The sequence below is a fragment of the Photobacterium sanguinicancri genome, assembly GCF_002265265.1.
GTDB classification, from domain to species: domain Bacteria; phylum Pseudomonadota; class Gammaproteobacteria; order Enterobacterales; family Vibrionaceae; genus Photobacterium; species Photobacterium sanguinicancri.
Window position 1 is genome coordinate 22334 of record NZ_NOIF01000015.1, and the last position, 25791, is coordinate 48124.

At 42.9% G+C, this 25791-nt stretch carries 23 protein-coding genes; 13 read left to right on the forward strand and 10 right to left on the reverse strand.

Annotated features, from left to right (window positions below; all coding sequences use genetic code 11):
* Window positions 1-21 precede the first annotated feature (21 nt).
* Both ASV53_RS04335 and torT read right to left on the reverse strand, forming a co-directional pair.
* Window positions 22-480 (reverse strand): methylglyoxal synthase, encoded by a 459-nt coding sequence (locus tag ASV53_RS04335; RefSeq protein ID WP_094956235.1) that lies wholly within the window; start codon window positions 478-480, stop codon window positions 22-24.
* A 211-nt stretch (window positions 481-691) separates the two neighbouring features.
* Entirely contained in the window at window positions 692-1786 is a 1095-nt protein-coding gene (gene torT / locus ASV53_RS04340) for a TMAO reductase system periplasmic protein TorT (protein WP_062690847.1), read from the reverse strand.
* 100 nt (window positions 1787-1886) lie between these two features.
* On the opposite strand from torT, the gene torS reads away from it, so the two are divergent.
* The 6 genes from torS (at window position 1887) to ASV53_RS04370 (ending at window position 10248) form a co-directional block, all read left to right on the forward strand.
* A complete protein-coding gene (torS, locus tag ASV53_RS04345; RefSeq protein WP_094956236.1) occupies window positions 1887-4955 on the forward strand; it encodes a TMAO reductase system sensor histidine kinase/response regulator TorS in 3069 nt (1022 codons plus the stop codon).
* A 278-nt stretch (window positions 4956-5233) separates the two neighbouring features.
* Window positions 5234-6706, forward strand: coding sequence for a C69 family dipeptidase (locus tag ASV53_RS04350; protein WP_062690792.1), 1473 nt, complete (start codon window positions 5234-5236; stop codon window positions 6704-6706).
* 221 nt (window positions 6707-6927) lie between these two features.
* Window positions 6928-7653, forward strand: a complete 726-nt coding sequence (locus ASV53_RS04355; protein WP_094956237.1) for an ABC transporter ATP-binding protein — start codon at window positions 6928-6930, stop codon at window positions 7651-7653.
* A 7-nt stretch (window positions 7654-7660) separates the two neighbouring features.
* A complete protein-coding gene (locus ASV53_RS04360; protein WP_094956238.1) occupies window positions 7661-8665 on the forward strand; it encodes an ABC transporter substrate-binding protein in 1005 nt (334 codons plus the stop codon).
* Window positions 8666-8667: 2 nt separating this feature from the next.
* Window positions 8668-9654 (forward strand): FecCD family ABC transporter permease, encoded by a 987-nt coding sequence (locus ASV53_RS04365; RefSeq protein ID WP_094956239.1) that lies wholly within the window; start codon window positions 8668-8670, stop codon window positions 9652-9654.
* Window positions 9655-9735: 81 nt separating this feature from the next.
* Window positions 9736-10248, forward strand: coding sequence for an ecotin family protein (locus ASV53_RS04370; protein WP_094956240.1), 513 nt, complete (start codon window positions 9736-9738; stop codon window positions 10246-10248).
* Between the two features lie 178 nt (window positions 10249-10426).
* On the opposite strand, the gene ASV53_RS04375 is transcribed toward ASV53_RS04370, so the two are convergent.
* The 4 genes from ASV53_RS04375 to mobB form a co-directional block, all read right to left on the reverse strand.
* A complete protein-coding gene (locus ASV53_RS04375; RefSeq protein WP_094956241.1) occupies window positions 10427-12349 on the reverse strand; it encodes a PhoX family protein in 1923 nt (640 codons plus the stop codon).
* Between the two features lie 170 nt (window positions 12350-12519).
* Window positions 12520-13617, reverse strand: coding sequence for a methyl-accepting chemotaxis protein (locus ASV53_RS26100; RefSeq protein ID WP_094956242.1), 1098 nt, complete (start codon window positions 13615-13617; stop codon window positions 12520-12522).
* A 467-nt stretch (window positions 13618-14084) separates the two neighbouring features.
* A complete protein-coding gene (locus tag ASV53_RS25385; RefSeq protein ID WP_189337821.1) occupies window positions 14085-14231 on the reverse strand; it encodes a hypothetical protein in 147 nt (48 codons plus the stop codon).
* 311 nt (window positions 14232-14542) lie between these two features.
* The gene (mobB, locus tag ASV53_RS04385; protein WP_094956243.1) at window positions 14543-15067 is read right to left on the reverse strand and encodes a molybdopterin-guanine dinucleotide biosynthesis protein B; all 525 of its coding nucleotides are present in this window, start codon (window positions 15065-15067) and stop codon (window positions 14543-14545) included.
* Window positions 15068-15381: 314 nt separating this feature from the next.
* On the opposite strand from mobB, the gene ASV53_RS04390 reads away from it, so the two are divergent.
* The 3 genes from ASV53_RS04390 (at window position 15382) to ASV53_RS04400 (ending at window position 18316) form a co-directional block, all read left to right on the forward strand.
* Entirely contained in the window at window positions 15382-15867 is a 486-nt protein-coding gene (locus ASV53_RS04390; RefSeq protein ID WP_062690799.1) for a hypothetical protein, read from the forward strand.
* Window positions 15868-16011: 144 nt separating this feature from the next.
* Window positions 16012-17091 (forward strand): endonuclease/exonuclease/phosphatase family protein, encoded by a 1080-nt coding sequence (locus ASV53_RS04395; RefSeq protein ID WP_094956250.1) that lies wholly within the window; start codon window positions 16012-16014, stop codon window positions 17089-17091.
* Between the two features lie 85 nt (window positions 17092-17176).
* The gene (locus ASV53_RS04400; RefSeq protein WP_094956244.1) at window positions 17177-18316 is read left to right on the forward strand and encodes a DUF3541 domain-containing protein; all 1140 of its coding nucleotides are present in this window, start codon (window positions 17177-17179) and stop codon (window positions 18314-18316) included.
* A gap of 89 nt (window positions 18317-18405) precedes the next feature.
* Here the strand turns inward: ASV53_RS04400 and amrA are convergent, their stop codons facing one another.
* Complete coding sequence (gene amrA, locus ASV53_RS04405; protein ID WP_062690800.1) at window positions 18406-18993, reverse strand: AmmeMemoRadiSam system protein A; 588 nt, start codon at window positions 18991-18993, stop codon at window positions 18406-18408.
* A complete protein-coding gene (gene amrB, locus ASV53_RS04410) occupies window positions 18962-19777 on the reverse strand; it encodes an AmmeMemoRadiSam system protein B (RefSeq protein WP_094956245.1) in 816 nt (271 codons plus the stop codon). The genes amrA and amrB overlap by 32 nt, the downstream gene beginning before the upstream one ends.
* A 78-nt stretch (window positions 19778-19855) precedes the next feature.
* On the opposite strand from amrB, the gene amrS reads away from it, so the two are divergent.
* From amrS to ASV53_RS04430, 4 genes are all read left to right on the forward strand, one after another.
* Window positions 19856-20953 (forward strand): AmmeMemoRadiSam system radical SAM enzyme, encoded by a 1098-nt coding sequence (gene amrS / locus ASV53_RS04415; RefSeq protein ID WP_094956251.1) that lies wholly within the window; start codon window positions 19856-19858, stop codon window positions 20951-20953.
* A gap of 158 nt (window positions 20954-21111) precedes the next feature.
* Window positions 21112-21438 carry a glutaredoxin domain-containing protein gene (locus tag ASV53_RS04420; RefSeq protein ID WP_062690849.1) on the forward strand — a complete coding sequence of 109 codons (327 nt, stop codon included), beginning with the start codon at window positions 21112-21114 and terminating at the stop codon, window positions 21436-21438.
* Between the two features lie 80 nt (window positions 21439-21518).
* A complete protein-coding gene (locus ASV53_RS04425) occupies window positions 21519-22220 on the forward strand; it encodes an MOSC domain-containing protein (RefSeq protein WP_094956246.1) in 702 nt (233 codons plus the stop codon).
* A gap of 143 nt (window positions 22221-22363) precedes the next feature.
* Window positions 22364-23053: a TPR domain-containing protein gene (locus tag ASV53_RS04430; protein ID WP_094956247.1), complete on the forward strand. Its 690-nt coding sequence runs from the start codon at window positions 22364-22366 to the stop codon at window positions 23051-23053.
* A gap of 145 nt (window positions 23054-23198) precedes the next feature.
* Here the strand turns inward: ASV53_RS04430 and ASV53_RS04435 are convergent, their stop codons facing one another.
* Together ASV53_RS04435 and nrfA are read right to left on the reverse strand one after the other, a co-directional pair.
* Window positions 23199-23840: a DUF642 domain-containing protein gene (locus ASV53_RS04435; protein WP_094956248.1), complete on the reverse strand. Its 642-nt coding sequence runs from the start codon at window positions 23838-23840 to the stop codon at window positions 23199-23201.
* A gap of 192 nt (window positions 23841-24032) precedes the next feature.
* Complete coding sequence (gene nrfA, locus ASV53_RS04440; RefSeq protein WP_189337822.1) at window positions 24033-25463, reverse strand: ammonia-forming nitrite reductase cytochrome c552 subunit; 1431 nt, start codon at window positions 25461-25463, stop codon at window positions 24033-24035.
* Between the last annotated feature and the right edge of the window lie 328 nt (window positions 25464-25791).

The window sequence follows — 25791 nt, forward strand, 5'->3', positions numbered from 1 at the left end:
TATGATTAACCGCTGCAGTGGTTAACTTACACGCTCAGCAAGATAAGCGGCATAATCAGGAATTTCAATTTCCACTTCATTATCAAGTAGCGGTGACGTGATTAGAAAGTTGGCACTGGCACGATTAGTCGCAACAGGTACGTTCCAAACACCAGCGATACGTAATAATGCTTTGACATCAGGATCGTGTGGTACGGCATTTAATGGGTCCCAGAAGAAAATCATTAGATCAATTTGCCCTTCTGAAATCATGGCGCCTAATTGTTGATCACCACCCATAGGGCCGCTGATCATACATTTTACCTCTAGCTCGACTTCCTTTGAAATCATGTAGCCTGTGGTGCCAGTTGCAAACAAATTATGCTCACAAAGTTTATCTTTGTGCTCTGTAGCCCAACGCAATAAGTGCTTTTTGTAGTTATCGTGAGCGACCAAAGCGATGTTCTTGCGACGTTGCATAGTGCGTGTTGTTATTTGCATAAATGCACCTAGTTCCTTTCTGTGACGGAATCATTTCACCTATTATTGTTATATGTTAGGTATGAACGATTACTTCTCTAGCCAATTGTTGATATATCTAATGATATAGCAGGGTATTAATACCAGAGCGTCCTCTCTTCCTACAAGGCAAATACTCAAGAATCATGAACTTGTAATATATTTTTGTCGATTAGGATGAGCATGAATGAGATCACCGTTTAATTTGGTGATCTGACACATGAAATACAGGGCGAAACTCTGCAGGTGATAACGAATTGGTAATCGTATCCTCAGGCAGGTGATTGGGAGTTAATGCTTCAATTTTAGGTGCAAGGTCAATATTACTTGGTTTACCTTCTAAATAACGTACTGCTTGGTCGACAGAGAGTTTTGCTTGTTGCGCCATTTTATCCGTTGGTGAAAATAGAATCTTTTCACGCAGCAGCCCACGGTATACGCCATGGCTGAGATAGGTTGATACAATCTTAATCTTGTCGGTTTTATTGTTGGTACGTAATTCACTGATGGCGACTTCGGCTGCCACGGCGCCGCCAACGATATAATCAATGTCAGCGTGGTTATCAAAAAGCTGCTGGATCAGATCGCGTTGAAGTTCTTTACTGTTATCTGCCCATAATGTCGTTACCACCTCGATGTCTGAGCCAAAAACAGCATCGTTAAAACCGTCAGAAACGGGTTTAGTACCGCCGCGACGTTTTGGCCCTGGTAACCAAGCAACTTTAACTTTGCCACTGCCTTTTGGGTGGCGTTTTGCTAAAAAGTCACCGGCTTGTTTACCCATGTAATACCAATCAACCCCCACACGTGCCTTGATTGTTTTACGGATATTAGGGTCGGTAAAATCAAGGTCGTTAGTCATGGCAAATACCGGAATATCACCCGTCAGGCCAGATAGAATACCGTTATATGCATCGCGATCGACCGTGCCTAAAATAATGGCATCGGCTTGCCATTTTTTGCAGGCAGTTAGCTGGCTTTGTTGTTTTTGTAATTGTGGGTATCCACCGGCCTCAAAAACATTGAGTTCAATACCTAACTGTTTGGCTTGCTGAACCATGCCATAGTTAATCGACAGCCAGTAAGAATCTTTAAGATGAGGGTAAACCGCACATATTTTCCACGGTTTTAGCGCGCGAGTCAGTGGCTGGTAGTCGATAGCAACACTAATGGCATCAGGTGAAAATGGTGGTGTATGACTAAGCACTTCACGCGCATAAACGGTTTTTACCCCCAAAGAGAAGGAAATAAACAGAAACAATAGGGATATTAACGGTATTTTTCGCATGGTAGATAGCATCTAGGCCTAAATCACTGGCAAAATAGTATATCTCTATTCTATGGCGTCAGCGCCATAATTGCACATTGAAAGATAAGTGGTTAGTCATATGGCGTTCACTCGAAACGGTATTGGTCAAAAACTCCTCTGGGCCTTCTCTGCAATGGCGGGGTTGATGATTATTGCTGTATTAATTGGTGTGGCTGGTTTTTCGTTTGTAGCCAAAACAGAGCGAACAGTAATTAATTCTGCTGTTCCTGCGCTGGTGGAAGCACGTCAGCTTTCTGATCTCAGTACCCGCATCATTTTCTCAGCTCAAGTTTTAGCCCAAGCGAAAGATGAGCAAGATCGTATTAGGCAAGGTCGCGCGTTAACCATTCACATGGAATCATTAAAACGAAGCCTCAGTGCGCTAGAACGTTTTTCTTTTGAGCCAGAATTGATGACTCGCTTGGATGACAATATTAAAAAAATTGTCGAAAATCTTGCGATGCTGGGCTTGTTGGTCGGTCGTCAAATAGAGCTCCAAGAACTGGTTGATCAATTAAATAATAAAATGAGTTCGGCGACCTCACAAATTGATGCATTGTCACAATCACAAGTGTCAAATGCCAACACCATTGCAGTCGCTAATGTATCCCGTATTTACGATTTGATTGCGAAAGAAAAGACGAATGATGTTTACAAAGCGCTTGATAGTTTAGTTGAAGTCGACATGGATTTAACTGAGCGCCTTTTTGAGTTGCGATTTTTATCTTTGCAAGTGATTAATATGCTTGATGATTCGATGCGATTAGATGATCCTGCAGGGCTAAATGTTCAACAAAAACGCTTTAGTCATGCAGCGAAGGTTATTCAGAATCGCGTTAAATCCGTAGAAGATCCAAGCCGCTCAGTGCAATTGACCAAACTCGCAGCGACCTTAGATGAAGGTGAGTTGTTATTTGAAAATTTACATCTGTTACTGAAAGCTAAGCAAGATGTAGAGCGAATGGCTCAGCAGAACTTGGCTTTATTTCAACAAGTGAACAGTACCGTTGACGATATTATTACAACGGCAAATCATAATACGGTACAAGCCGTAACCACAGTTGATAAGACGTTAACCGCCGCCCGCAATAGCTTAATCGGTATTTCAGCTATTGGTATGTTGGCTCTCGTATTGATCATGTGGCGCTTTGTGTATGCCAAAGTGATTCGCCGTATGAATGAATATAACCAAGCACTATTGTCGCTAGCGCGTGGTGACTTAGATATCAAGCTAAGGGTAACAGGCGATGATGAGCTAGCTGAAATGGGACGGGCGATTATGGTTGCGCGTGACACCGCTTACGAGCGTCATCGCCTTGCTCAAGTGGAATCAAAGATTCGTTTTGAATTGCAACAACATAAAACGAGCCTTGAGCGTTTGGTTGCAAAACGGACCGGTGAGCTAGAGAAAACAAATGCGAAGCTGAATCAAGAAGTAGACAACCATGCTAAAGCGCGGATAGAAGCCGAAAAAGCCAACCGTGCAAAATCAGCTTTTCTTGCCACCATGAGCCATGAGATCCGCACCCCCATGAATGGTGTCTTAGGTACGGCGTCATTACTAGCCGATACTGGCCTTGATGATAAACAGTCTAAGTACCTTGCCGTGATTAACCGCAGCGGTGAAAACTTGTTGGATATTCTTAATGACGTGCTGGATTACTCTAAAATTGAAGCGGGTCATTTGGACATTCGTCTGAGTGATTTCTCGTTGTGTGAGCTGTTGTCAGATGTTAATAACCTGCTAGAACACCGTGCTCGTACAAAAAAAATCCGTTTAGTGACGCATGTTGATAACTACATGAATGATCATTGGGTGGGGGATGTCACTCGCATTCGCCAAGTGCTTGTTAATTTGGTTGGTAATGCGATTAAGTTTACCCACCAAGGTCAAGTGAGCGTTAATGTGGGCATGCACCCTGACATGCCTGATGAAGTGATGTTTCAAGTACAAGACTCTGGTGTCGGTATTGCAGAGCAAGAGCAAGACGGTTTATTTACCGCATTTCACCAAGCAGAAGATGGACGAAAAACGGTAGGTGGAACAGGGCTTGGCTTAGCCATCAGTAAACGTATTGTTGAAGCGATGGACGGTGAAATTGGCGCCGATTCTACGGTATCGGTTGGTAGCTGTTTTTGGTTTTCGATCCCACTAGAAGAGGGAGAAGAAAGTGATTGCGAGTTATACCAGCAGCAAAATGTACAGCCAGCACATGTGTTATTGGTTGAAGATAACCCGGTAAACAGCATGGTTGCTGAAGGCTTCTTAACACGGCTTGGGCACAGTGTTGTGACCGCGATGGATGGTAAACAGGCGGAAACTATTTATCATCAGCAACAGTTCGATTTGGTCTTTTTAGATATTAATCTACCTGATACCGATGGCGTTACCTTACTGGCGCGAATGCGTCATATTGAAGCTAGCAATAAAGAAGCACAGCATGGTAGCGATACGTTAGTGACGGGGATTACATCGAAAGTAACACCTATGGTCGCTTTCTCTGCGCATGTTTTTCGTGAAGAGGTTGAAGGGTATTTAGCCGCGGGTTTTGCTGGCTTCTTGCCAAAACCAATCGTCGAGAAAGAACTACGAGAGATACTACATCAAGTCTTGCCTGGATCTACGCGGGTGAATCCAGCTCTAAATATTAAAGAGCATGGCTGTAACCAGCATCGTCATGCACTGAACGATGCCGTTCATAGTGAAGCGATGACGGCAGCTGTGCCTAATCATGTAATTTTAAACCAAGAGATAAATATGCCTGACGCGAATGATATTGCAGATGATTACGCCGCCATTGCGGATGCTCAATGGTTAGATAGCAAAGTACTCGGAAGTGATTTGAAAGTATTGGGTGAAGTGCAAGTGAAGCGCCTTATTCATCTCTTTACTGATTCATCGAGTGAAACACACAGTAAATTGGAAGATGCGTTTAAAGCAAATGACGCTGCACTGGTCACAAGCCTTGCGCATAACTTAAAAGGTGCAGCAGGCACTATGGGGTTAATGCGGCTATATAAGCACTGCCTATATTTTGAAAAAGTAGGTAAATCAGGCTCGCTTACACTGCTTTCATTAGATGAGTTAGCCGATACATTCGCAGGGTCGATCACTGAGCTGAAAGCGGTATTCGCACCAGACGAGTAAACAAGAACATACTTACCTGCGTTATCATGGCTGAGTATTAGCTCTGTGGCGAATATTTAGCAGGCAAATAAGGGCTGGATCGTATAACGCGATCCAGCCCTTATTTTTATTATTCTGTTGATGGAATTATTAATGGCGTGATCTGTTGAACAAAAATCACTCTAATAGGTGGATACACTGCTTTTGAAATAAATAACCACATAATCACTATAAATAAGCATTTATTTCATGTAGGTTGAATAAAAATTCAAACAAATTATCCATCATGGAGAGATACGATGAAAAAGATGTCTGTAACCTTGCTGTCGGCGGCAATTCTATCTGCGGTTAGTCTGAGCGCGAATGCCTGTACTGGGCTTATTGTCGGTAAAGGCGCGTCAGTTGATGGCAGCATTATGATTGCGCGTAATGAAGATTTTGGTATTAATAACTGGAACAAGCATTTAACGCACCGTTCAGCACAGAAAAATGAAGCTGGAGAGTGGAAATTAGGCAATGGCCTAGTTGTCCCTATGCCAAAGCAATTTTATGCATATTCTGCCATTCCTGATTGGGATGCACATACGGTTGATAGCCAAGGTAAGTATTACGAAGAGCGTGGTATTAACGAATATAACGTGGCTGTATCAGCAACAACCAGTGCTGAAGTGAATGACAATGCGAAAAAAGCGGATCCGTTAGTTGAGAATGGCATTATTGAAGCTGTGATCCCAACACTGATTTTGCCTCAAGTGAAAACAGCAAAAGAAGGGGTTGAGCTACTGGGTAAATACATTGAGCAATATGGTGCTGGTGAAGGTAACAGCCTATATATTGCGGATGTTAATGAAGCATGGCTCGTAGAGATTGGTTCTGGTCACCACTGGATTGCGGTAAAAGTGCCTGATGACAGCTATGCGATGATAGCAAATGGCTTACGTGTTCATGGTGTTGATCTAAACAGCAAAAATGTACTGCATTCTCAAGACCTAATGAAATTTGTTAAACAACATAAATTACTCGAAAAACCGAACGCGAAGTCATTTAACTTTGCTAAGGCATTTGGTGTAATTGGTGATGTTTACAATATTGACCGTGAGTGGCTAGGGCAAGAAATGCTGTCTGCCTCTAAACAACAAGCAACTCGCCAAGCACAGTACCCGCTGTTCTTGAAACCAGATCAAAAAATCTCGGTTGCTGATGTAGCAAATGTCTTAGGCGCAACGTACGAAGGCACGCAATTGGAAGAGAAGGGCGAACGTCCAATGCGGGTTGAACGCCAGCTTGAATCGCATATCATCCAATTGCGCCCGAATATGCCATCAGAACTGCAAGGCTTGATCTGGCAGAGCTTTGGGGTGCTGTCTGAGTCTGTATTAGTGCCGCTATACACCAGCCTAGAAGAGTACCCAGTCGCGTATCATACAGGGACAGACACTTATTCTGATCAATCGGCATACTGGCAATTCCGCAGCTTAACGGCACTGGCAACAGCCAACCAAGAGAAATACTTGCCGATGCTGAAAGCAACCTGGGATAAAGAAGAAACCAAGCTATACAAGCAAGTTAGCAGCTTGGATATGACGCTAAAATCGCTCTACAAATCAGATAAGCAAGCCGCGTTAAATATGGCATCTGATTACTCGTACGGTCAGTTGCAGCGTACGCTGTCGATGGCAACAGATATCCGCTACAAAATGATGACTGATCTGACTAAAAGCACCGAGAAAAAATACACAGATGAAGAGTTCAAAAAGATCATGAGCTTGTAATTTACGGCGTAATGCATTTTTGATTGAGCTTACAATAGGCTCCTAACGTATTTAGGAGCCTTTTTTGATCTTACTAGAGCGAGAATATAATCGCTATATGCCTTAGGCTAATATAACTTCTGGCTCGATGGTGAAATGACGTATAAATAATAAGGTTATTTATGCAAGCGAAAGAATGATTTATAATACGTTGAATCAATTACTTGGCTAAATGGAATTGCATGCTTGATATTGTTCAACTTCACGCCGACATATCACCCAGGATGTCGGTGGATATTGCCCACTTTATGGCGCATAAGGGTCAGAAGGTGGGAATACTCGGCCCGAACGGCTGTGGTAAATCAAGCTTCATCAAAGCCATGTTGCAGTTTATTCCAGCCAAGAGCCACAGTTACTTTATTGACGGAAAAGATGCTCACCAGATGTCACGGCGAGAATTAGCAGAGTATCTCGCGTTAGTGCCGCAACATATCCCTGAACTCGCCTTTTCTGCGCGTTATTTTATTGAGTTAGCTTGTCCTAATCCTACCCGTAAAGCTGTTGACGATATACTGTCTCAACTCGGTCTGCTTCATTTGGCTGATAGCCAATTAGATCAGCTATCAGGTGGTGAGCGGCAACAAATATACCTAGCACGAGCTCTGGCCCAGCAACCGCAAATATTATTACTTGATGAGCCAACAAATCATTTGGATGTGGCGAATCAACTCTGCATGCTCGATACCATCGAAACACTTCCCCAGACCTGTATTTTGGTTTTACACGACATTAATTTGGCCGCACGTTACTGCGATTACGTTTACATGATGAAGCAGGGGGAGTTGGTGTGCCATGGTAAGCCAAATGCCATTATGACCAGCGAAAATATTCAGGCAGTCTTTGGATTAACCATGATAACCGACCGTCATCCGAAGGCTGATTGCCCCCGATTTACTTATCAATTTTGAGTTAATAATGAAAAAAAGCGTTTTACTATTATTGGCAATAGTGTGCCTAACGATGACTTCTGCCTTTGCTAAGGATACACAAGGTATAACCGTCGATGTTTGTGGACAGCCCGTTACGTTTCCCACTAACCCTAAACAGGTGATCGTGCACGATATTAATATGACAGAGATGATGCTGACGCTGGGGCTAGATGATCGTATCAAAGCAATCAGCGGTATTAGTGGCTGGTATAAAACGTCAGAACGATCGCAAGTGCTGCTAAAGCGTTACCATGAAATTTCCCCAAAAAGTCCAACATTAGAAAATATCTTAGTACAAAGCCCTGATATGTTTTTTGCTGGTTGGAATTACGGTATGCGCATGGGGGGAGAAGTAACACCTCAATCATTAGCACGTTTTAATATTCCCACGTATATTTTGAGTGAATCCTGTATCCATCAAAACAAAGCTAAAAATGTAGGGGCGGCAGCGGAAAATCAAGCGGCCAATATTGCGCTGCTTTATAACGATATTTCAAACTTAGGCAAAATTTTTCAGGTGGAAGATAAAGCACATCAAGTGATTGCAGATTGGAAAAAAACATTAGAGCGAATTCAAATAGAGCAGAAGGCTAAGCAAGTGAAGCCCTTGAAGGTGTTTGTATATGACTCTGGTGATGATAAACCCTTTACTGCGGGGAAATTTGGTATGCCAACCGCGTTAATATCAGCGGCAGGTGGTAAAAACATTGCGGATGATATTGAAGCCAGCTGGGGAACAATTCCGTGGGAAATCGTTGCTGCCCGTAACCCTGATTTAATCATTATGGTTGATTATAATCAGCAGACATCGCAAGACGTGATGGCGAAGTTAAGAGCGATACCCGCGGTAGCAAACACAGCAGCGGTGATAAATAATCAGATCATTACATTAGGCTATGAAGCGTTAACGCCTGGCCCTGCTAATATTCATGCGGTTGAGATAATTTCAGCTCAGATAAATGCAATGCACCAGCAAAAACAATCGCATTAAGTATGACTTTCCAATATTGCTTTCTTGTTATTGGCTTAGCGGTCTCTGTTTTTCTCTGTGCGTTACTTGGCGCTGTACCCACAACCGCTAATGATGTTCTGTCAGCTTTTGTTGGTTTGATAGATCGAGAGTCGTTAAATGGGATCGAGTTGATTGTCGCAGAGTTGCGTTTTCCTCGGCTTATATTGGCGATATTAACGGGGGGCGGTTTAGCTATATGTGGCTTAGTGCTGCAAAAGTTAACGCGCAATCCACTGGCAGACCCATTCCTGTTTGGTTTATCTGCAGGGGCATCAAGCGGGGCGGTGGCGTGTATTGTGCTCAATATTACTGTGATGGGTATGTTCAGTTTACCGGTTTTTGCCTTTTGTGGTGCGATGCTTGCGCAGTTAATGCTTCATACTTTAACAAGCCAAAACCAATGGCACCCCGAGCGGGTGGTATTAGCGGGTTTAATCGTAAATAGCTTGTTTTCCGCTATAACGGGCTTTTTGATTTTCTCTGGGGATCAACGCACCGCCCAATCCGTCTTGTTTTGGTTAATGGGGGGACTGGGCCTTGCTAAGTGGTCAATTTTGCCCATTATTGCCTTGGTGGTCGCGGGCTGTTATGCGGTGATTTATTCTCAGCAAAGAAGCATAGATCGGTTGATGACAGGTGATGAACTGGCTGCTTCAATGGGAGTGAACGTTCAGCGTACCCGTAAAGGTTTATTTGCTATTGTTGCGTTGCTAACTGCCACCCTAGTGGCTTGGACGGGCACGATTGGTTTTGTCGGCTTGATCATCCCTAATATTGTGAACAGGCTGGGGGTTTATCGGATTCAACATCAATTGCCAATTTGCTTTTTATTTGGTGCTATTTTTCTTGTATGGGCGGATGCAGGTGCAAGAGCATTGTTGCAGCCACAAGAATTACCAATCAGCATGATTACTTCGGCAGTCGGCGCTTTTGTCTGCTTAACCTTGATTGTTAGCCGCAAGTTATAGATGTATTAGTATGACAAAAAAATGTCTTATGGTAGTCTGCCGCCATAAATTTTCCATTATTAATGGCAACGAAGAAAGCGAATGAAACGCACATTAACAACGGCGGTATTAGCCGCATTATTACTAAGTGGCTGTGCTGCTCCACAGAATAATAGTGATGATATGAAAACGGCACATATTGCTAAAGTTCAATCAGAAATGAAGGCTTATCCGAAAGCTAGCGCAGGCATGACCCGCCATGTGTTTATTCTGGAACCATTAGCGAACGAAGAAGAGCGTTTAGTTGAAATCGTGATCAGCAAAACGTTAAAACTTGACTGTAACAACTACATGCTACCAAGCGCTTTAGAGCGTAAAGTTGCTCAAGGTTGGGGTTACCCTTATTACCGTTATGATGCCAATATTGAAAATATGGTTGGCACATTAATGGCGTGTCCGAAAGGTAAGGCTAATGTTGAGAAAACCGTTCGAGCACCACGTAGCGAACTATACCGCTACAACAGCAAATTACCTGTTGTGGTATATGCGCCTGAAAACTTAGATGTGTCTTACCGTGTATGGCAACCTGAAGTGAAAGTTGCGACTCAAAAGTAATGCTGTCATGCATTGATTGACGCTAGTTGTATTCACGTTAGCAGTGTTGCTGTTTACGGCAAGCTCTCACGGTCAGAAAAGCCCCATCCTCATGTCTACGAGAGTGGGGCTTTTTTAGATTAAGCTGTGAGAGTCAGACCTAAAACCACATCAGCTTCTACTTATTCAGGTTTTACGATTAGCTACCAATTACACCGCCATCTGTTTTCGTGATCATCACCAGTGAAGAGCGCGGCGTGCTGTTACCACCATCAGGCCAGTGTGATGGCTCTCGTTCTTCACCTGGGTGTTGCACACCAATAAACATGGTCTTGTAGTCTGGGCTGAAGGTTAAGCCCGTAATTTCACAAGCGATTGGACCCGTTAAGAAACGGCGAATTTCACCTGTTTTAGGGTCACCACATAGCATGGAGTTGTTACCCATGCCTGCATAGTCGCCTTTATTTGAATATTTGCCGTCAGTTTGAATCCACATACGGCCATCGGCATCGAAACCTAAACCATCAGGGCTGTTAAACATATTGTCATTGTTGATGTTATCACTGCCTGCGTACAAAGTGCCTTTGTGTACTTCAGGGTTACCCGCCATAACATACAGATCCCAGGCAAACGTTGGGTGAGCATGGTCATCATTCACTTGACGCCAGCGTAGGATCTGACCGTAATTGTTCGCTTCGCGTGGGTTAGGGCCACCAACAGGTTGACCTTCTTTTACGCCTCGGTTTTTGTTGTTGGTTAGTGTACAGAATACGTAGTCTTGATTTGGGTGTACCGCAATCCACTCAGGGCGATCCATTGTGGTTGCACCAACTTGAGTAGCCGCTAGGCGCGTGTACATGTGGATGTATTCTTGGTTCGGGAAGCCATTTTCTTTTGTTAGGCCATTCTTACCATGGGTTAATTCCATCCATTGGCCTGTACCGCCAATTTTCCCGTCGTCTGCACTAAATTTAGCAACGAAAACTGTGCCTTCTTCAAGAAGTTGACGGTTCGCGGCATCGTTTCCTTTTACGTATTTGTTTTTAGAGACAAAGCGATAAAGGTGCTCGCCACGCTCATCATCACCCATGTAGGCAACAATGTGACCGTCTTTGTTAATAACAACTGCGACATTCTCGTGCTTGAAGCGTCCCATCGCAGTACGTTTCATTGGCGTTGACGTTGGGTCCATTGGGTCGATTTCAACAATCCAACCGTGGCGGTTTGCTTCGTTAGGGTTTTTAGCCACATCAAAGCGCTCATCGTGCAGTGACCAGCCGTAACCTGAATCTTCTTTACCTAAGCCGTAACGCTTTTGTTCTTTGGTAATCTTGATATCGCTCTTAGTACCAAAGTAACCATTGAAGTTTTCTTCACAGGTTAAGTAAGTGCCCCAAGGGGTAAAGCCATTTGCACAGTTACCAAATGTGCCCAACGCTTTTTTACCGTTTTTATCTGCAGATGTTCGCATATCTGGTTGGCCTGCAGCAGGGCCTGTAATGGTCATTTCGGTATTGGCTGTAATACGACGATTGTATTTTGAATCAACAACTAGCTGCCAGTTATTGTTTGTTGTTCGCTTGACTTCAAAAATTGAAATACCGTGCGCTGCTTGGGATTTTTTCACATCATCAGCGGTCATGCTTTTGCCTTGATGTGAAAACAGGTACTCGTTATTACAGTATTCATTATTAACCGCAAGTACACCGCGATCATTAGACAGTGGGAAAAAAGTCATACCATCGTTGTTATCACCAAATTGCACTTCTTGGTGTGACGAGGGTGCATTGCCCGTTGGGTCAAACTTAGGTGAAGTCGGGAAAAGGCCGTCACCCCAGCGGATCAGCACTTGTGCATTGTAGCCTTCTGGAACCACTATGGAGTCATCGGTACTGACAGGTACAGCAGAGAAGCCCATTAGCTTGCTATTCGCTTTTGTTGCACTCGCTAAAGCAGAAACTGGCATACCAGCCATGAATGCACCAGCGGTCATCACTGAAGCAGCCCCGAGAAATTTACGTCGAGATAGGCTTGCATCGATCATTTTTGTTAGCTGAGATGTTTCGCTACGTGGGTCAATATCGTCTTCGCGGCGTTCAAAAGGGCTCATTCGGGTTGTCATTGACTTTCTCCAGTGTCATATGCGTATTGTTATGTCGCACATTTGACACTGATTTCATGTCAAATAATTTACTGATTTATGACATTACGATGAAAGTCGCTATTCGCTACTACTTGCCAAGAAGAACCTGTAGATACAGGCTCTTATTATTGTGTGCTGAAATAGCGTGACTATTGCTGTTTCACTTTAGCCATTTCGCCTTCTAAATCGTTGAGCAAAGCAATCACAGTATCTGCTGCCGTTTCCATGCTCGCCATAAACGCCATGCCTTCACTGTCGTTCCCTTCTGCAAATGCTTTTAGTGCTTTTCTGCCGTAAGTATGTACATCAGCATGGGGCTTTTCTAATAATTGGTATGAGCGGCAACTTGTAAATAGCTGCTTGCCACTTCCTTGATAGTACCAATTCCCTAAGCGGCATTGATGATGATCGACAACATCAGTGTTAGCGAAATCACGGTTATGAATGCGTTGGTAAATATTAATTTTCCAAACGACATGATCAATTTGTACTAGGCGTAGAAAAATCGATGAGTAACTTTCATCAACTAGCTGATGAAGCTCGTCGGATTTTTCAATCAGTAAAGTCACAATGTTGACCAGCTCCTCAATTTCATTATGGAGCTGAGAGCACTGCGTTTCGATGAACTCTGCGCTTTGGCTACAAGATTGAGTGTTATTGCTTATCTCACCGACGACGTTTTGAATTTGACTCGCGGCTTCACTCGCGTTTTGCGCTAATTTTCGGACCTCATCAGCCACCACGGCAAAGCCACGACCATGTTCGCCAGCTCGTGCTGCTTCGATGGCGGCATTGAGTGCCAAGAGATTGGTTTGCTCAGATACATTGTTAATGGTAACGATAAACTTACCGATGTCCTCAGAGTTATTCTTTAAGGCTTCAAGTGAATTACCACTCATATTTATTTGTGTAATGAGCTGATTTAAGGTTTCGCGAAACACATTGAGGATAGCAATACCGTCTCGGTTTTCTGTGACATGTTGTTCTAAGTAAAGCTTAAGGTTTTCAGCAGCACTGGCGATGTTGCCGCGGATATGTTCCAACGGTGAGACTGAATGTAACAGCTGATTTGTGAAGTCTCGTTGCATCGCGTTTGATTGCTGCTGAGTACTTAATGTATTTTGCTGGTTTATAAGTTCTTTTTCTAACTCAGAATTAGCATTCTGTTGTTCTGCGAGTTTAGATTCAAGCGTAACAAGCTGTGTATCAGTTTCATCGTTCTTTTTGAAGCAAGCAAAGTTAAACATAATTCAATCTACTGTCGAAGCACTATGTTATTAGTAGTGGTTTAGTGCTTTGTTTGTTGTTTAATAAGAAGTGATAATTTTGTTTGCTGTTGTTAAATCAACAGCTTTGTTGGAGTGTTTTCTATCACAATCTATCTACGGTCTATATTAAACCATTTTATTAAAAACAGTGTGTAAAAGCGAGTTTTGTGAGGGTAATACCACGGGTGTGCTTTTACGTAGGGGAGATTGGTCCGTAAGGATGAGGCTTGGTGGTGTAATGGCGGATATTTGCTTTGCGAAAGGTTGTTTAAACCTTGTTTGGTTTGATGTAAATCCTTGATTGAGTTGAGTGTGTTAGATGGAAAACAGAGTTTAATAGAAATTTACCAAGGACGGTGTGTTTGAATCGGCTATATTGAGTCGGTGTAGAACGGCGCTTTGTTATAAAAAGGTAAAGCGCCTAATGATATTCAGTGATTGCTAGATTAGTCTTCAATCAATGTGATGCCACCTGCTAACTGCAGTTTTTTTACTAGCGCTTGTCGGGCAATTTCTGCATCAGAGACATGATCCGTAGAATCATTAAAAGCATTGCTTTCAATAGCATCATGGAATTGAGTGAAAATAGTCATGGTTCGTACTCTCTTCTTACTTGTCGGTTATTTGTTGTTATGTTGCTATTCTGCGATGACTTGGTGGAAAATCCATCAGCCTGAGAAAAATAATTTTGGGATGAGCTAAAGGGCGTAGCTCACAAAACTCGTCTCATAATAGTGATGAGAAGCGAAAAATAAGCGCGAAGATTACACAATAGCGTGATTTGTGTCTACATTTTCAGCCGTAGGTTAGGGGGGAATAGGGGGGAGCAGGAAAATAACAGAAGCGTGCGTATTTATGCCCTTTAGCACGCAATCTGTGTATGCCACTGTTATGTTTTCGCGACTTAATCGGTTATTTGTTTTATCCACTGCATGATAAAACGTGCGATTTGCTCGGTATTATTGAGATCGAGCAGAGGGAGAGAGGCGCGCGATGGGGTGATTTCAGCATCGGTTGCTATCGCAATAATGTGTGGGTCGTTCGAATGTAAAAAAGGTTTGCCATAGCTTGGGCGATGAATTTCAATTTTCGGAATCGACTGATCACGAAACCCCTCAACAAGCACAATGTCCAGCTTGGAATGATCAAGCTGTGCTAAGCAAGCGGCTAACTCGGGTTCACCACGATCTTCTTCTGGGTATTCGAAATACAGCATGTGGCGTTTTTTTGTGGCCAACAAGGTTTGCTGGCAGCCAGCGTGGCGTAGTCGGTAACTGTCTTTGCCGGGCTTATCGGGTTCAATGTCGTGATGGCTGTGCTTGAGCAAACCAATGCGGATATTGTGAGCGCGTAATAGAGGGATCAGCTTTTCTAATAATGTTGTTTTACCAGAGCCGCTATAGCCCGCAAAACCAAGTGTCGGAGTCATCGCAAATTATTCAGTTATCTAAAAACAGTCTGAGTGTAATCTAGCCTAAGCCCCCATTTCTATGACCCGATACAGTTTTTGTCTTAAGATCGAGTTTTGCTGAATAAATTGCCCTAGCAACTAAGATAAAGTCTACATTTAGAATTATAGATAACACGGATTCTCTTGTTGAATAGCACGTCGAATGGCTGCTGGTTAGCAAGGTGAAAAGGTGTAATACCAGATACCCTATTTAACCAAATGTTGTGGTACGCCGAGATAACGGATGTTTCGAGTACGGCAGTAAAACCTTCTCATATAACAGGGAGTGTGCAATGTGGGCCACATTAGATTTTGAAGCCTCGGGCTTGTCTGATCAATCCTATCCAATTGAAGTGGGTTATTCTCTGCCAGATGGCACAGGAGAAAGCTTGTTGATCAACCCATTATCATCAAGTGATGCGTGGCAGTATTGGGATGATTATGCAGAAAATCATATCCATCACCTTTCTCGTCGCGACATTGAACGTAAAGGTGAGCAAGTCGTTGAGGTGTGCCAGCACCTTAACAAGGTTTTAGGGAAATTTGAGTTTGTATTTTGTGATAGCCAATGGGATTTATTCTGGCTAGGCCGTTTATATCATGCGGCTCATATGCGTCCGTCTTTTATGCTGACAGAGGTAGGGCACTGGTTAATGCAAGAAAATGGCATCGCGCGATCAAGTTTTCAATTGGCACTTGAAGCACAAGGGCCAACCAAGCACAGAGCCATGGATGATGCCCATCAAATCCGTCTAGCTATTTCGCAGTTGGTTGATTAGCTTTTTAGTTATCAGCACAATACTCGCGACTAGTATTTGCAATAGAAGTATAAAAATCAGAGGGATGGGCGCTATAATGCGTTCATCTTTATTGCTGGAATATTCCCATTGTCTTCTTTGCGTGTTGCTTTATTTAATGTTGCTATGTCTCAAGCCACTGCTGGGCAAATTTTAGCGCAGACGGCTAGCTCTGATACTGAACGATTTAAAAAAATTGCAGCCATTATTCAACATGTTCGGCCAGATGTTCTGTTGTTGTGTGAATTTGATCACCCAGGACAGGGGGGGGATGATGGAGCATTAGATAACTTTTGTTGCCATTATCTTGGTGTTGCACAGCCAGTAGAGTCAGGCAGTACAACAACGCCCATTGCCTATCCCTATCGTTATTTACCCCCGACAAATACGGGTTTGCTGAGTGATGTTGATTTTAACCGTGATGGAAAGTGCACCTTGCCAGAAGACGGTTATGGTTTTGGTGAACACCATGGTCATTATGGTTTTGTTATTTTGTCACGCTATCCCCTCGATGAGAGCCAGATGCGTAGTTGGCAGCACTTCTTATGGCGAGATATGCCTGGCAACCAAATGCCAAGTGCTTATTACAGCGCTGAGGCGAAAGATGTATTTCGTTTATCCTCTAAAAATCATATCGCCCTGCCAATCATAGTCGAAGACCGTACTATTCACTTGCTGTGCTGCCATCCCACTCCGCCTGTTTTTGATGGTGAAGAAAAGCGTAACTTACGCCGTAATCATGACGAGCTTCGCTTGCTTGTTGATATTATCGATAATGCCGATTATCTCTATGACGATAAAGGTGTTCAAGCGGGGTTAGCGTCAACCGAGTCGTTTATTGTGATGGGTGATTTAAATGCTGACTCTATCGACGGTGATGGCAGTAAAAGCGCGATTAAACAGTTGCTTCATCATCCTCGTATCAATCATACGGTCAGTAGTGGCAAGAAAACGCCTAAAAGTGTCGGAAGTCGGTTTGTACGCCTTTGGCAGACACGTATTGGGCGAGCTTCAGAATGGACGCATTTATCAGGATTAAGGTTGGATTATGTCTTACCCTCTGCTGATTTGTCTGTGACGAACAGTGGGGTATTTTGGCCAGATCGAAAAGATCCTATGCGCTCATTAGTGGTTGATGATAAAGGAAGAGAGCGACCGCAAGCTGGCTCAGATCATCGGTTAGTGTGGATTGATATTCGCCTATAAGGTGAAAATTGACACTACAGTGACGTAAACCAATAATCTTGCTGATAGCTTGAGCATAAAATCGCTATCAAGGTGAGGGATATACATGAAATTCGGTTTGAAATACATAGCATCAGTTATTGCGATTAGTGGCAGTTTATTTGCCTATGCCGCTCATGCTGAACTGGCGCCCACAAAGCTAGAAACGCCATCGCAAGTTATCGCTAGCCAAGTAGTTAGCTTTAAGCAAGACGCTCAGTTGATTCGAGACACTTACGAGCCACAACTTTACACTCTGCCAGCCTTCAAAATGGGGCATTATGGTTTGCGTATGTATCGCCAAACGCTCGACCCAAAATATCAATCAGCGATATGGGCAGATATGGCGAGAGTGGCAAGTAAGTTGAATACCGTGGCTTATGAAATGAACACGCCAGAGCAAATCGCAACTTATTCGCAAAAACGTCTTGATGAATATGTCGGCGATAAAGATGAGCGAAGTCAGCGCCGTTATGCTGCTACCAAGAAGATGCCCGAATATATTTATCTTGGTGTTGGCTTATTAGGGTCAATGGCGCGTGCTAATGAATATGGCTTACAGCATAAAGAAGACCTCAAACTACGAGAAATCATTCGTCGATACGATTTCAAAAAATACGCGACAGATACCGAGATGATCCATGCGTGGGCGGCTCAGCTTGCCAACCAAGTATATTGGTTACGTCAATTAGGTGAACAGGATGTGGTTGATGATTTTATTGTTGCGTTTAAACAGGCCTACCCAGATAGCTTAGACAGCACACTGACCGATCAGCAGTACATGAATAAGATCTACGGCATGACACATATTATTTTTGCCGCCAGTGAATATTATCAGCATCCTATAAAAGAAAGTGATTTCCAGTGGATCTACGATTATTACCGTAAAAATGTCGATACTATTTTAAAGCGATCTAAAGAAGATGTATTAGCCGAAGTCGGCATTAACTTCTTATTGGCAGGCCAAGACGATGATCCTGTGGTGCTTGCAATGCGTAAAGCGATTCAATCTTCTATTAATAAAGAAAAAGGAATGGTGCCATCGGTTGATGGTGACTTTGGATTAGTTCACGGCGAACACCGCAATGTATTAGCCATTATGTTACTGGACTGGCAGCAGCCCCATGTTGCACCAACGGTTAATAATCAACCTAAGATATTTAGCTCTGTGCCTTATGGGTTGGTAGCTAAGGGTAATTTGAACTGACTTTCTACTTTTACGAGAATTGGGTTGTACTAAAAAGGAGCGCTATAACAGCGCTCCTTTTCTAATATTAAAAATGTAAAATCATCAAATCAGTAAAACTTCCCTTTAATACTAGTGACATCAAAGGTTTTTACTTTGATGTTGCTAGACCAGTAATTTGCATTCCAGCCAGCTTTTACTTTTAATTGCTTAATAAAATTTGTTGGTGATTTTAGCTTTTTCCATACTTGTGGTAGGAACAGAGCTTGCTGGTGGTTATCGGTTAAAATCACGCCCACTTTGTTCACTGATAAGAAATCAATGAGCGCTTGTTCTGAATCGATTTCTTGCACTTTAGGCGTGGTAAGGACTGATATTTCAATGGTTAATTGGCTGAGTTGCTCTTCTGTTAATGGCATGAAGCGGCGATCTTGGTACGCGCTAGCACGCGCTTTATTATGTACTTCAAGTACCAAAGGTGAATGTGCAGCAGTTGAGCCTAAGCAGCCTTGTAATTGACCACTTACCTCAAGCGTGACAAAACACGCAGCAGGAGCCAGTAATTTACGTCCGTATAAACTGTATTCAGGTGATTTTGGTAACCCTGAAGAAAAGTGACCACGAATCGCTTCGCGAGCAATGTCTAACAGTTGGGTTAGTTCCCCTTTATTCAGTGTTTGATATGAGGTAGCTGACATATCCAACGACTTTCTCCTTATTTCCAGCGGTGTCGCCAGAGTTGTTTAGTGCTAATCTTGTAAGCTTATATCCTCGCTGTTTCGCCAATAATAACAACATGTTGATTCCCGTTGATCCGCAAGCCTGTTCGGGTGTTAACGTCGGCTCAAAGTGCTCAATAAGGTCGCAAGTGTTACGATCTATTTGCTGCGCTTTGTGGTATGGGTGGAAGTGACTTAAATCACTGCTAACAACTAATAAAGTGTCATTAGAACGCCACAAAGGGTCAATTAATTTGGCTAATTTAGCGGGTGATACATTGCTCGTTAATATGGGTAATAGACTGAAATTACGCAGTACTGTTTGAAGAAAGGGTAGTTGTACTTCTAGGCTGTGCTCTAACGCATGGGTTTGCTCTGAGAGTTCAAAATCTTCTATCTCACTCAGGGTAGCAATAGTTTGTGTATTTAATGTGACATTACCAAGTGGCGTTGAAAATTTTGATGCTGTAGGTAAAGCACAACCTTGAAAAAAATACCGATGACTTGGCCCGATGAGAATAACGTGCTTGATGGTATCTGCATATTCACGAAGGTGTTGGTAGGCTGCAGCCGCAACTTGTCCTGAAAATAGATACCCAGCATGAGGAACAATAAGCGCGCGTAACTCCGTTTGAGCAACGTCTGCGATGTGCTTATTTTCAGCATTTAATGGCGGTAATAACCAATCATCCAGTTGTTCTTTCAACTGGGTTGGTGAACCATCATAAAACCGCCCTGCAACAGCGGGGTGGCGAATATTCATAAGCATGTTTCCTTCAAAGAGCTATATTAATTATAGGTATAAAAACTTCTTATAAGCCAACAAGATGTGTTTATTGTGATGAGTAATACTACTTCAACGTTACCGCCTCAATTTGTACGTACCCAGTATTGGCACCGATTGGATGATGGCCGTATTCAGTGCGACTTGTGCCCTCGATTTTGCAAGTTACGAGAAGGAAAGCGAGGTGCATGTTTTGTTCGTGCTGCTCATCAAGGTGAGATCATCTTAACAAGCTACGGACGATCGAGTGGTTTTTGTATTGATCCTATTGAAAAGAAACCTCTTAATCATTTCTACCCGGGGAGTTCTGTACTCTCTTTTGGTACAGCAGGTTGCAACTTAGGATGTAAATTTTGCCAGAATTGGAGCATCAGTAAATCGCGCCAGATTGATACATTGGGATCGCAAGCGATGCCAGAACAGATTGCGCTGGCAGCAGAACAACATAATTGTGAGAGCATTGCCTTTACTTATAATGATCCCGTAATTTTCCTTGAGTATGCCCGTGATACCGCTATTGCTTGTCGCGAGTTGGGGATCAATAGTGTGGCAGTGAGTGCTGGCTATGTGAACCCATTGCCGCGGCATGCGTTTTTTGAATACATGGATGCCGCTAATATTGATTTGAAAGCATTCACCGAACGTTTCTATCGCAAAGTATGTTTAGGGCAATTAGCGCCTGTACTTGATACGCTGTTATACCTTAAAAAAGAGACGAAGGTTTGGTTTGAAATTACCACCCTGTTGATACCCGATGAAAATGACAGCATAGCGGAAATTGAAGCGATGTCTCGATGGGTTTTCGATAATATTGGAGCTAATACGCCTTTGCACTTTAGTGCTTTTCATCCTGACTTTAAAATGACTGACAAACCTCGCACACCACCTGCAACCTTGTTAAGAGCCAGAGAGATAGCCGTTAAACAGGGGTTGAACTATGTCTATGTCGGTAATGTACACGATGTAGAAGGTGCCAGCACTTATTGCCCTCATTGTCACCAGCGGGTGATTGAAAGAGATTGGTATCAGTTAGGTGACTATCAGCTTTCAGCAGACGGAAAGTGTTTATATTGCGGTGGTGAAATTGATGGACGTTTTACGTCAAGCAAAAAGTGCTTTGGTCGTCAGAGAATACCGATTAGAATTGGCGGATAATACTGATCCTATCGGAGATATATATGTCAGCCGCCGCGTCGCGCTTATTTTCAGTGCGTAATGTTTTACTCATCTTGTGCTTTGCTTTATCTTACGTAGCTTATCAATATGTAAGTCAGCCTCAACAGAAGACTGTTACCACAGCAGAGCTAAATACTATGTCAGAATCAACACCATCAATGACTATCGAACAACTGTCAGGTTTTAATAACCTTGTAATTACTCAGCCACGTTGCCCATTTTGTGTAAAAGCGAAAGACCTTCTTGATGATCGTGGTACAGAGTACAAAACATTAGTACTAGGTACGGATCTTGAGAAGCCAGAAATGATTGAGTTCATTGAAAAAGCTGCGAATACAACAGTACGTACAGTGCCGCAAATTATCCTTGATGGTAAATACATCGGTGGTCACGATGACCTTGTTGCTTTCTTGGCGCGCCAAGATGATGCGGCAGATGCCGACATGAGTGACTTTGAGCTATAAGGCTTAATCAATAAGGCTCCGTAAGGAGCCTTTTTTGTATTGGTATAAAAGTACATTGATAAGAAGACAAAGGAAAATACATGACAGTTAACACTCAGGGTCAGCCGATAAAAGTACAGCAGGTGTCTGTAGGAAAAATAAATGCAACCTATGGTTTTGAATCTGCGCTAGATAAACACCAAGCTGTCGAACGTCTTTTTCTGTCTGAAACTGGCTTACAGGGTGACGAATGTGGTGATCCTAAACACCATGGTGGCGTAGAGCGAGCGCTTCACCAATACCCTGCGGAGCACTATGTATACTGGCAAACGCAATATCCAGATCGTGGCTGGCAAGCGCCAGGTATGGGCGAGAATATTAGCACCGTGGGAATGACTGAGCATACAGTCCATATTGGTGACCGTTATCAGTGGGGCGAAGCGATTATTGAAGTTAGCCAACCGCGTTCGCCATGTTATAAATTGAACATTCGCTGGAATGCGGAAGGTATGTCAGAGCAAATGCAGCAGCTGAGTTACTGTGGTTGGTTATACCGTGTTATTCAAACGGGCTATGTTAGCCATGCTGACGATCTGGTTTTGCTATCACGTGATGAATCGGCGTTAACCGTAAAGCAAGTTGCTGATTATTTTTTCAATGATCCCTTGAATGCAGATGGTTTAGCCAAAATTGTAGCGAGTGACAAACTGACTCAGAAATGGCGTGATACTGCCGAAAAACGTCTAGTGACTGGCGAAGTCGAAGTCTGGGATTATCGGTTGTTTGGCGAGTTGCGTGTTTAACTAGAGCGCCGCAGGTAGGCATCTGATCAACATCACAAAGGTAGCCTTCAGTGCTGCCTTTATTTTTATGAGTTGATCCACATTAGCACCGTAAAATGATGCCTGTGGTATACCTTACTTACAGTTTTAAAAATAGGTGCGAGATGTTGGAACAAGGAAGTAGTATTGGATTGGAAATATGGGCCATTATCATTACTGTCGTGATAGTTATTGCCGCTATTATAATCGGGTGGCATGTGCGTAATCACTTATCAAAATCGCGAAAAGTGCCAATACTCATCTGTTTGTGTCTCGCCACTGTATCTATGGTTGGCTATGCCTTTTTGGGGACTCCTAACTTTACTTATAAAGCCAACACCTTAGTCCACCCAATTGATGAGTTTTCGGGGTTGTCGGCTGACGAAGTGAATCAACAGCGAATTAAAGCGATTCAAGCAAAAATCATTGAAGATAAACAAGACGGCGAACTATGGTATGCATTAGGCAATGCGTATATGTATACCAATGCTTTTGATGAAGCGGTCATTTCATTTGATTATGCCAGACGTTTGAGTATTGATCCTCAAGCCAATATCTATTCAGCATTGGCGACAGCCTTGTATTACAAAAATGGCCAGCGAATTACGGCAGATATTCAACAGCTATTAGATCGTGCATTAGTATTAGATACTAATAATTTTCCAGCATTAACTTTACTGGGTTCTGAATATTTTATGTCCGCGCGTTACCAAAAAGCGATAGATACTTGGGTACAAATTCTTGATAGTGAGCATCCAGATGCCGATCGCGTGGCTTTAATTACTGCCATTAATCGCGCTAAGAAAATGATGTAGTTTCTCTCTTATCTAAAGGCATGCTAGAGGCTCACGAGAAGTCGGCATCAAGCGTCTATTTTTATGTGTTTGTTCTAATTTTGATTATAAAAATCGCCTGTGTCTACGACAGGCGTTTTTTTCGATTGGGTAATGATGATTTATATCAACGGTTGAAACGGTGTGATTTACGCGCTCTATGGTATTGATAACGAAATAGGGCAAAGGCAATAAGTAAAATCAGCGGAAAGATTAAATCGGGTTCTGGAATGGGTAATCGAGAAGTCGTTACCACGACATTATCCAATAAATTCCCCAATGTGCCTCTGTTCAAAGAGGTAAACGTAAGGGTCGTTGAGTTGTTTAATGCTGTAAACTCAGTGGCAAAATCATTCCAATTAAAGCGAACGTTGCTAGACAAAATCTGAGTAAAATCCCCAGCGCTAACTTCAAATTGTTCATTACGATTGTTGCGACGTGCAGAGTAATCAAACGATAAGTTGTAGATCCCACCGGTGATGGTATTGAAGGTTTGATTGATTGAAAATATGCCTTGATTCGGGTGAGCATTCAGCTCTGCGTATTGTTCGCCTTCAGACGCTTCGAAACCAAATAATGAGTCCCATATTTCGACATTAGACCCTTGCCACGCAAGGTTTGGTGTACCTTGCGAATAAAAACGCCAGCTATTATTAGGTACATCTATGTCTTCAAAACTACCGTTGGTGATTAAATTCGCCTGACTAGTAATCGAGAAAAGAGCGAGTAAGAAAGTCACGGTTATACGTAATAGTGTGGATCGCACCATAATGTTCTCTCCCTGAAACAAGATAGCAACTAAGTGAACATCTAATAGTTGTTATGCAATTGAGTTAATTGTTGTATAGGGGAGGAGAAAGTGCAAGTTAATGCCATTATTGATAAGTCATGGAAAAAAATCGGCACGTTAGAGTGCCGATTTTTAATGGTTACTGCTTGGTGGATTCGTTAGCTGCACAAACTAGTAGTTAGCTTCACGTGCTTCTGCTTGTTTGTCCCACTCTGGAGCAACGGTTTTTAAGAACGCTTCTTTCTCTGCATTCATACCATCCATATCCATACCTAGCACTTGTTGTGCCTTCTCTTTAGTCGAGATGTCAGGGATCTGGATTTCTGCCGTAATACCTTTGGTCGCAAGTAAACGAACAACCTTGGTACGGGCATCAGTTGCACGGTCAATCGCAGTACCTAAGATACGTAACGCGACTTCTGGTGCGTGCATGTGTACCCCGTGAGATGCGATTGCGTAATCCCAGCGCCATTGAGCGTGGCGAATATCACGTAGGATAGGGGCCATTTCTTGCTCTGTTGCACCAGCATCCCACGCCGCTTTCGCTTCAAAGTGTGCTGCTACTATTTGTTTTTCAGCCGTTAGCTTAAGCTCAACTACACTAGCTTTACGCGTAGAAACAATGCCTTGCAGTTTTTCTTTGGTCTGGGTATGACATTGTGCACAAGTGTCTTCAAAGCGATCAAATGGATTACCAATTTTATGGTCGGTATACACTTTACCGTCTTCGTTTTGTACTTTTGGCATATGGCAATCTACACATGCAACGTTGTTTTTGCCGTGAATGCCTTCACGCCATGTTTCATAGCCTGGGTGCTGTGCTTTTAGCATCGGAGCTTTAGAAACGGCATGGGTCCAATCTTTAAAGTCGATTTCGTCGTAGTACACTTCCATTTCATCAACTGTAGTGCCTTTATCCCATGGGAATTTCACACTTTTGTTTGGCCCTGTGAAGTAGTACTCCACATGACACTGACCACAGGTTTGAGCTTGCTGATCAAAACGTGATTGATCCTCAAACTTCATGCCGATGGTTTCCATAGCGCGTTCAGCATAAGGGCGAGAAAGTTTAAGAGCAGGTTTGCCTTGTGCGAAATCTTCACTACTGGTGTCGTGACAATCAGAACAACCGATTGAGTTGTTGATTTCACTGCCTAAGCGAGCCCATTTACCCGCAAAGTAGCCGTCTTCACCACGATCATCGATCACACGAGCAACGTCAGGGCTTTTACAGCTCCAACATGCCATCGGCATTGGGCCAGAATTTTCGTCTTTTGGTCCGCCTGTACGTAGGGTTTCACGAACATCAGTTACAGCATAATAGTGGCCACGTGCTTTGTTATAGTCTTTTGCAAAGCCATAACCCGCCCAAAGAATGACCATTTTAGGGTCTTCTTGTAGGGCATCAGTGATATCTTCACTGTTTTTGGTTGCTTCCCAGCTTTTATACTGTTCGGCATGAGCTTCTGCAAATACGTGATTTCGTGGTTCTATTTGTTGTTTTTGTTCGGTTTCAGTGGAAGCCAGCGCACTCCCTGTAAAGCAAAACGCTGACAATATGATTGCCGTAACGGCACTATTTAGCGTCCATTTTTTACTCACGGTTATTACTCCAGATTTTATTGTAAAAAAAGCCAAGCGTTGTGAATGCGGCTAATATGCAAATAAAGTTGGAGTTCCAATATGAATAATAACAAAAAATGTAAGGATGTTATTAAAAGTTAATGGCGTTTTGCTTTGGATCAACAATGTGATTTCATCGGTGTGAGTTCACCAGTAAATACTTACTTATAGCCCCAAAGGGGTATTTACATAACCTCTGATACTTTAGTGTTAGGGGTTTTAGATATTCCTTTCTAATTCATGCAATTAGGCTGATTTTATATTTGATCTCAATCATTAAAAGTTCATATTCAATGCTACTTAATGG

Coding starts and splice junctions, on each gene's coding strand:
- ASV53_RS04335 (WP_094956235.1), bottom strand. CDS start 480: ATGCAAATAACAACACGCACTATGCAACGTCGCAAGAACATCGCTTTG.
- torT (WP_062690847.1), bottom strand. CDS start 1,786: ATGCGAAAAATACCGTTAATATCCCTATTGTTTCTGTTTATTTCCTTC.
- torS (WP_094956236.1), top strand. CDS start 1,887: ATGGCGTTCACTCGAAACGGTATTGGTCAAAAACTCCTCTGGGCCTTC.
- ASV53_RS04350 (WP_062690792.1), top strand. CDS start 5,234: ATGAAAAAGATGTCTGTAACCTTGCTGTCGGCGGCAATTCTATCTGCG.
- ASV53_RS04355 (WP_094956237.1), top strand. CDS start 6,928: ATGCTTGATATTGTTCAACTTCACGCCGACATATCACCCAGGATGTCG.
- ASV53_RS04360 (WP_094956238.1), top strand. CDS start 7,661: ATGAAAAAAAGCGTTTTACTATTATTGGCAATAGTGTGCCTAACGATG.
- ASV53_RS04365 (WP_094956239.1), top strand. CDS start 8,668: ATGACTTTCCAATATTGCTTTCTTGTTATTGGCTTAGCGGTCTCTGTT.
- ASV53_RS04370 (WP_094956240.1), top strand. CDS start 9,736: ATGAAACGCACATTAACAACGGCGGTATTAGCCGCATTATTACTAAGT.
- ASV53_RS04375 (WP_094956241.1), bottom strand. CDS start 12,349: ATGACAACCCGAATGAGCCCTTTTGAACGCCGCGAAGACGATATTGAC.
- ASV53_RS26100 (WP_094956242.1), bottom strand. CDS start 13,617: ATGTTTAACTTTGCTTGCTTCAAAAAGAACGATGAAACTGATACACAG.
- ASV53_RS25385 (WP_189337821.1), bottom strand. CDS start 14,231: ATGACTATTTTCACTCAATTCCATGATGCTATTGAAAGCAATGCTTTT.
- mobB (WP_094956243.1), bottom strand. CDS start 15,067: ATGACTCCGACACTTGGTTTTGCGGGCTATAGCGGCTCTGGTAAAACA.
- ASV53_RS04390 (WP_062690799.1), top strand. CDS start 15,382: ATGTGGGCCACATTAGATTTTGAAGCCTCGGGCTTGTCTGATCAATCC.
- ASV53_RS04395 (WP_094956250.1), top strand. CDS start 16,012: ATGTCTCAAGCCACTGCTGGGCAAATTTTAGCGCAGACGGCTAGCTCT.
- ASV53_RS04400 (WP_094956244.1), top strand. CDS start 17,177: ATGAAATTCGGTTTGAAATACATAGCATCAGTTATTGCGATTAGTGGC.
- amrA (WP_062690800.1), bottom strand. CDS start 18,993: ATGTCAGCTACCTCATATCAAACACTGAATAAAGGGGAACTAACCCAA.
- amrB (WP_094956245.1), bottom strand. CDS start 19,777: ATGAATATTCGCCACCCCGCTGTTGCAGGGCGGTTTTATGATGGTTCA.
- amrS (WP_094956251.1), top strand. CDS start 19,856: ATGAGTAATACTACTTCAACGTTACCGCCTCAATTTGTACGTACCCAG.
- ASV53_RS04420 (WP_062690849.1), top strand. CDS start 21,112: ATGTCAGAATCAACACCATCAATGACTATCGAACAACTGTCAGGTTTT.
- ASV53_RS04425 (WP_094956246.1), top strand. CDS start 21,519: ATGACAGTTAACACTCAGGGTCAGCCGATAAAAGTACAGCAGGTGTCT.
- ASV53_RS04430 (WP_094956247.1), top strand. CDS start 22,364: ATGTTGGAACAAGGAAGTAGTATTGGATTGGAAATATGGGCCATTATC.
- ASV53_RS04435 (WP_094956248.1), bottom strand. CDS start 23,840: ATGGTGCGATCCACACTATTACGTATAACCGTGACTTTCTTACTCGCT.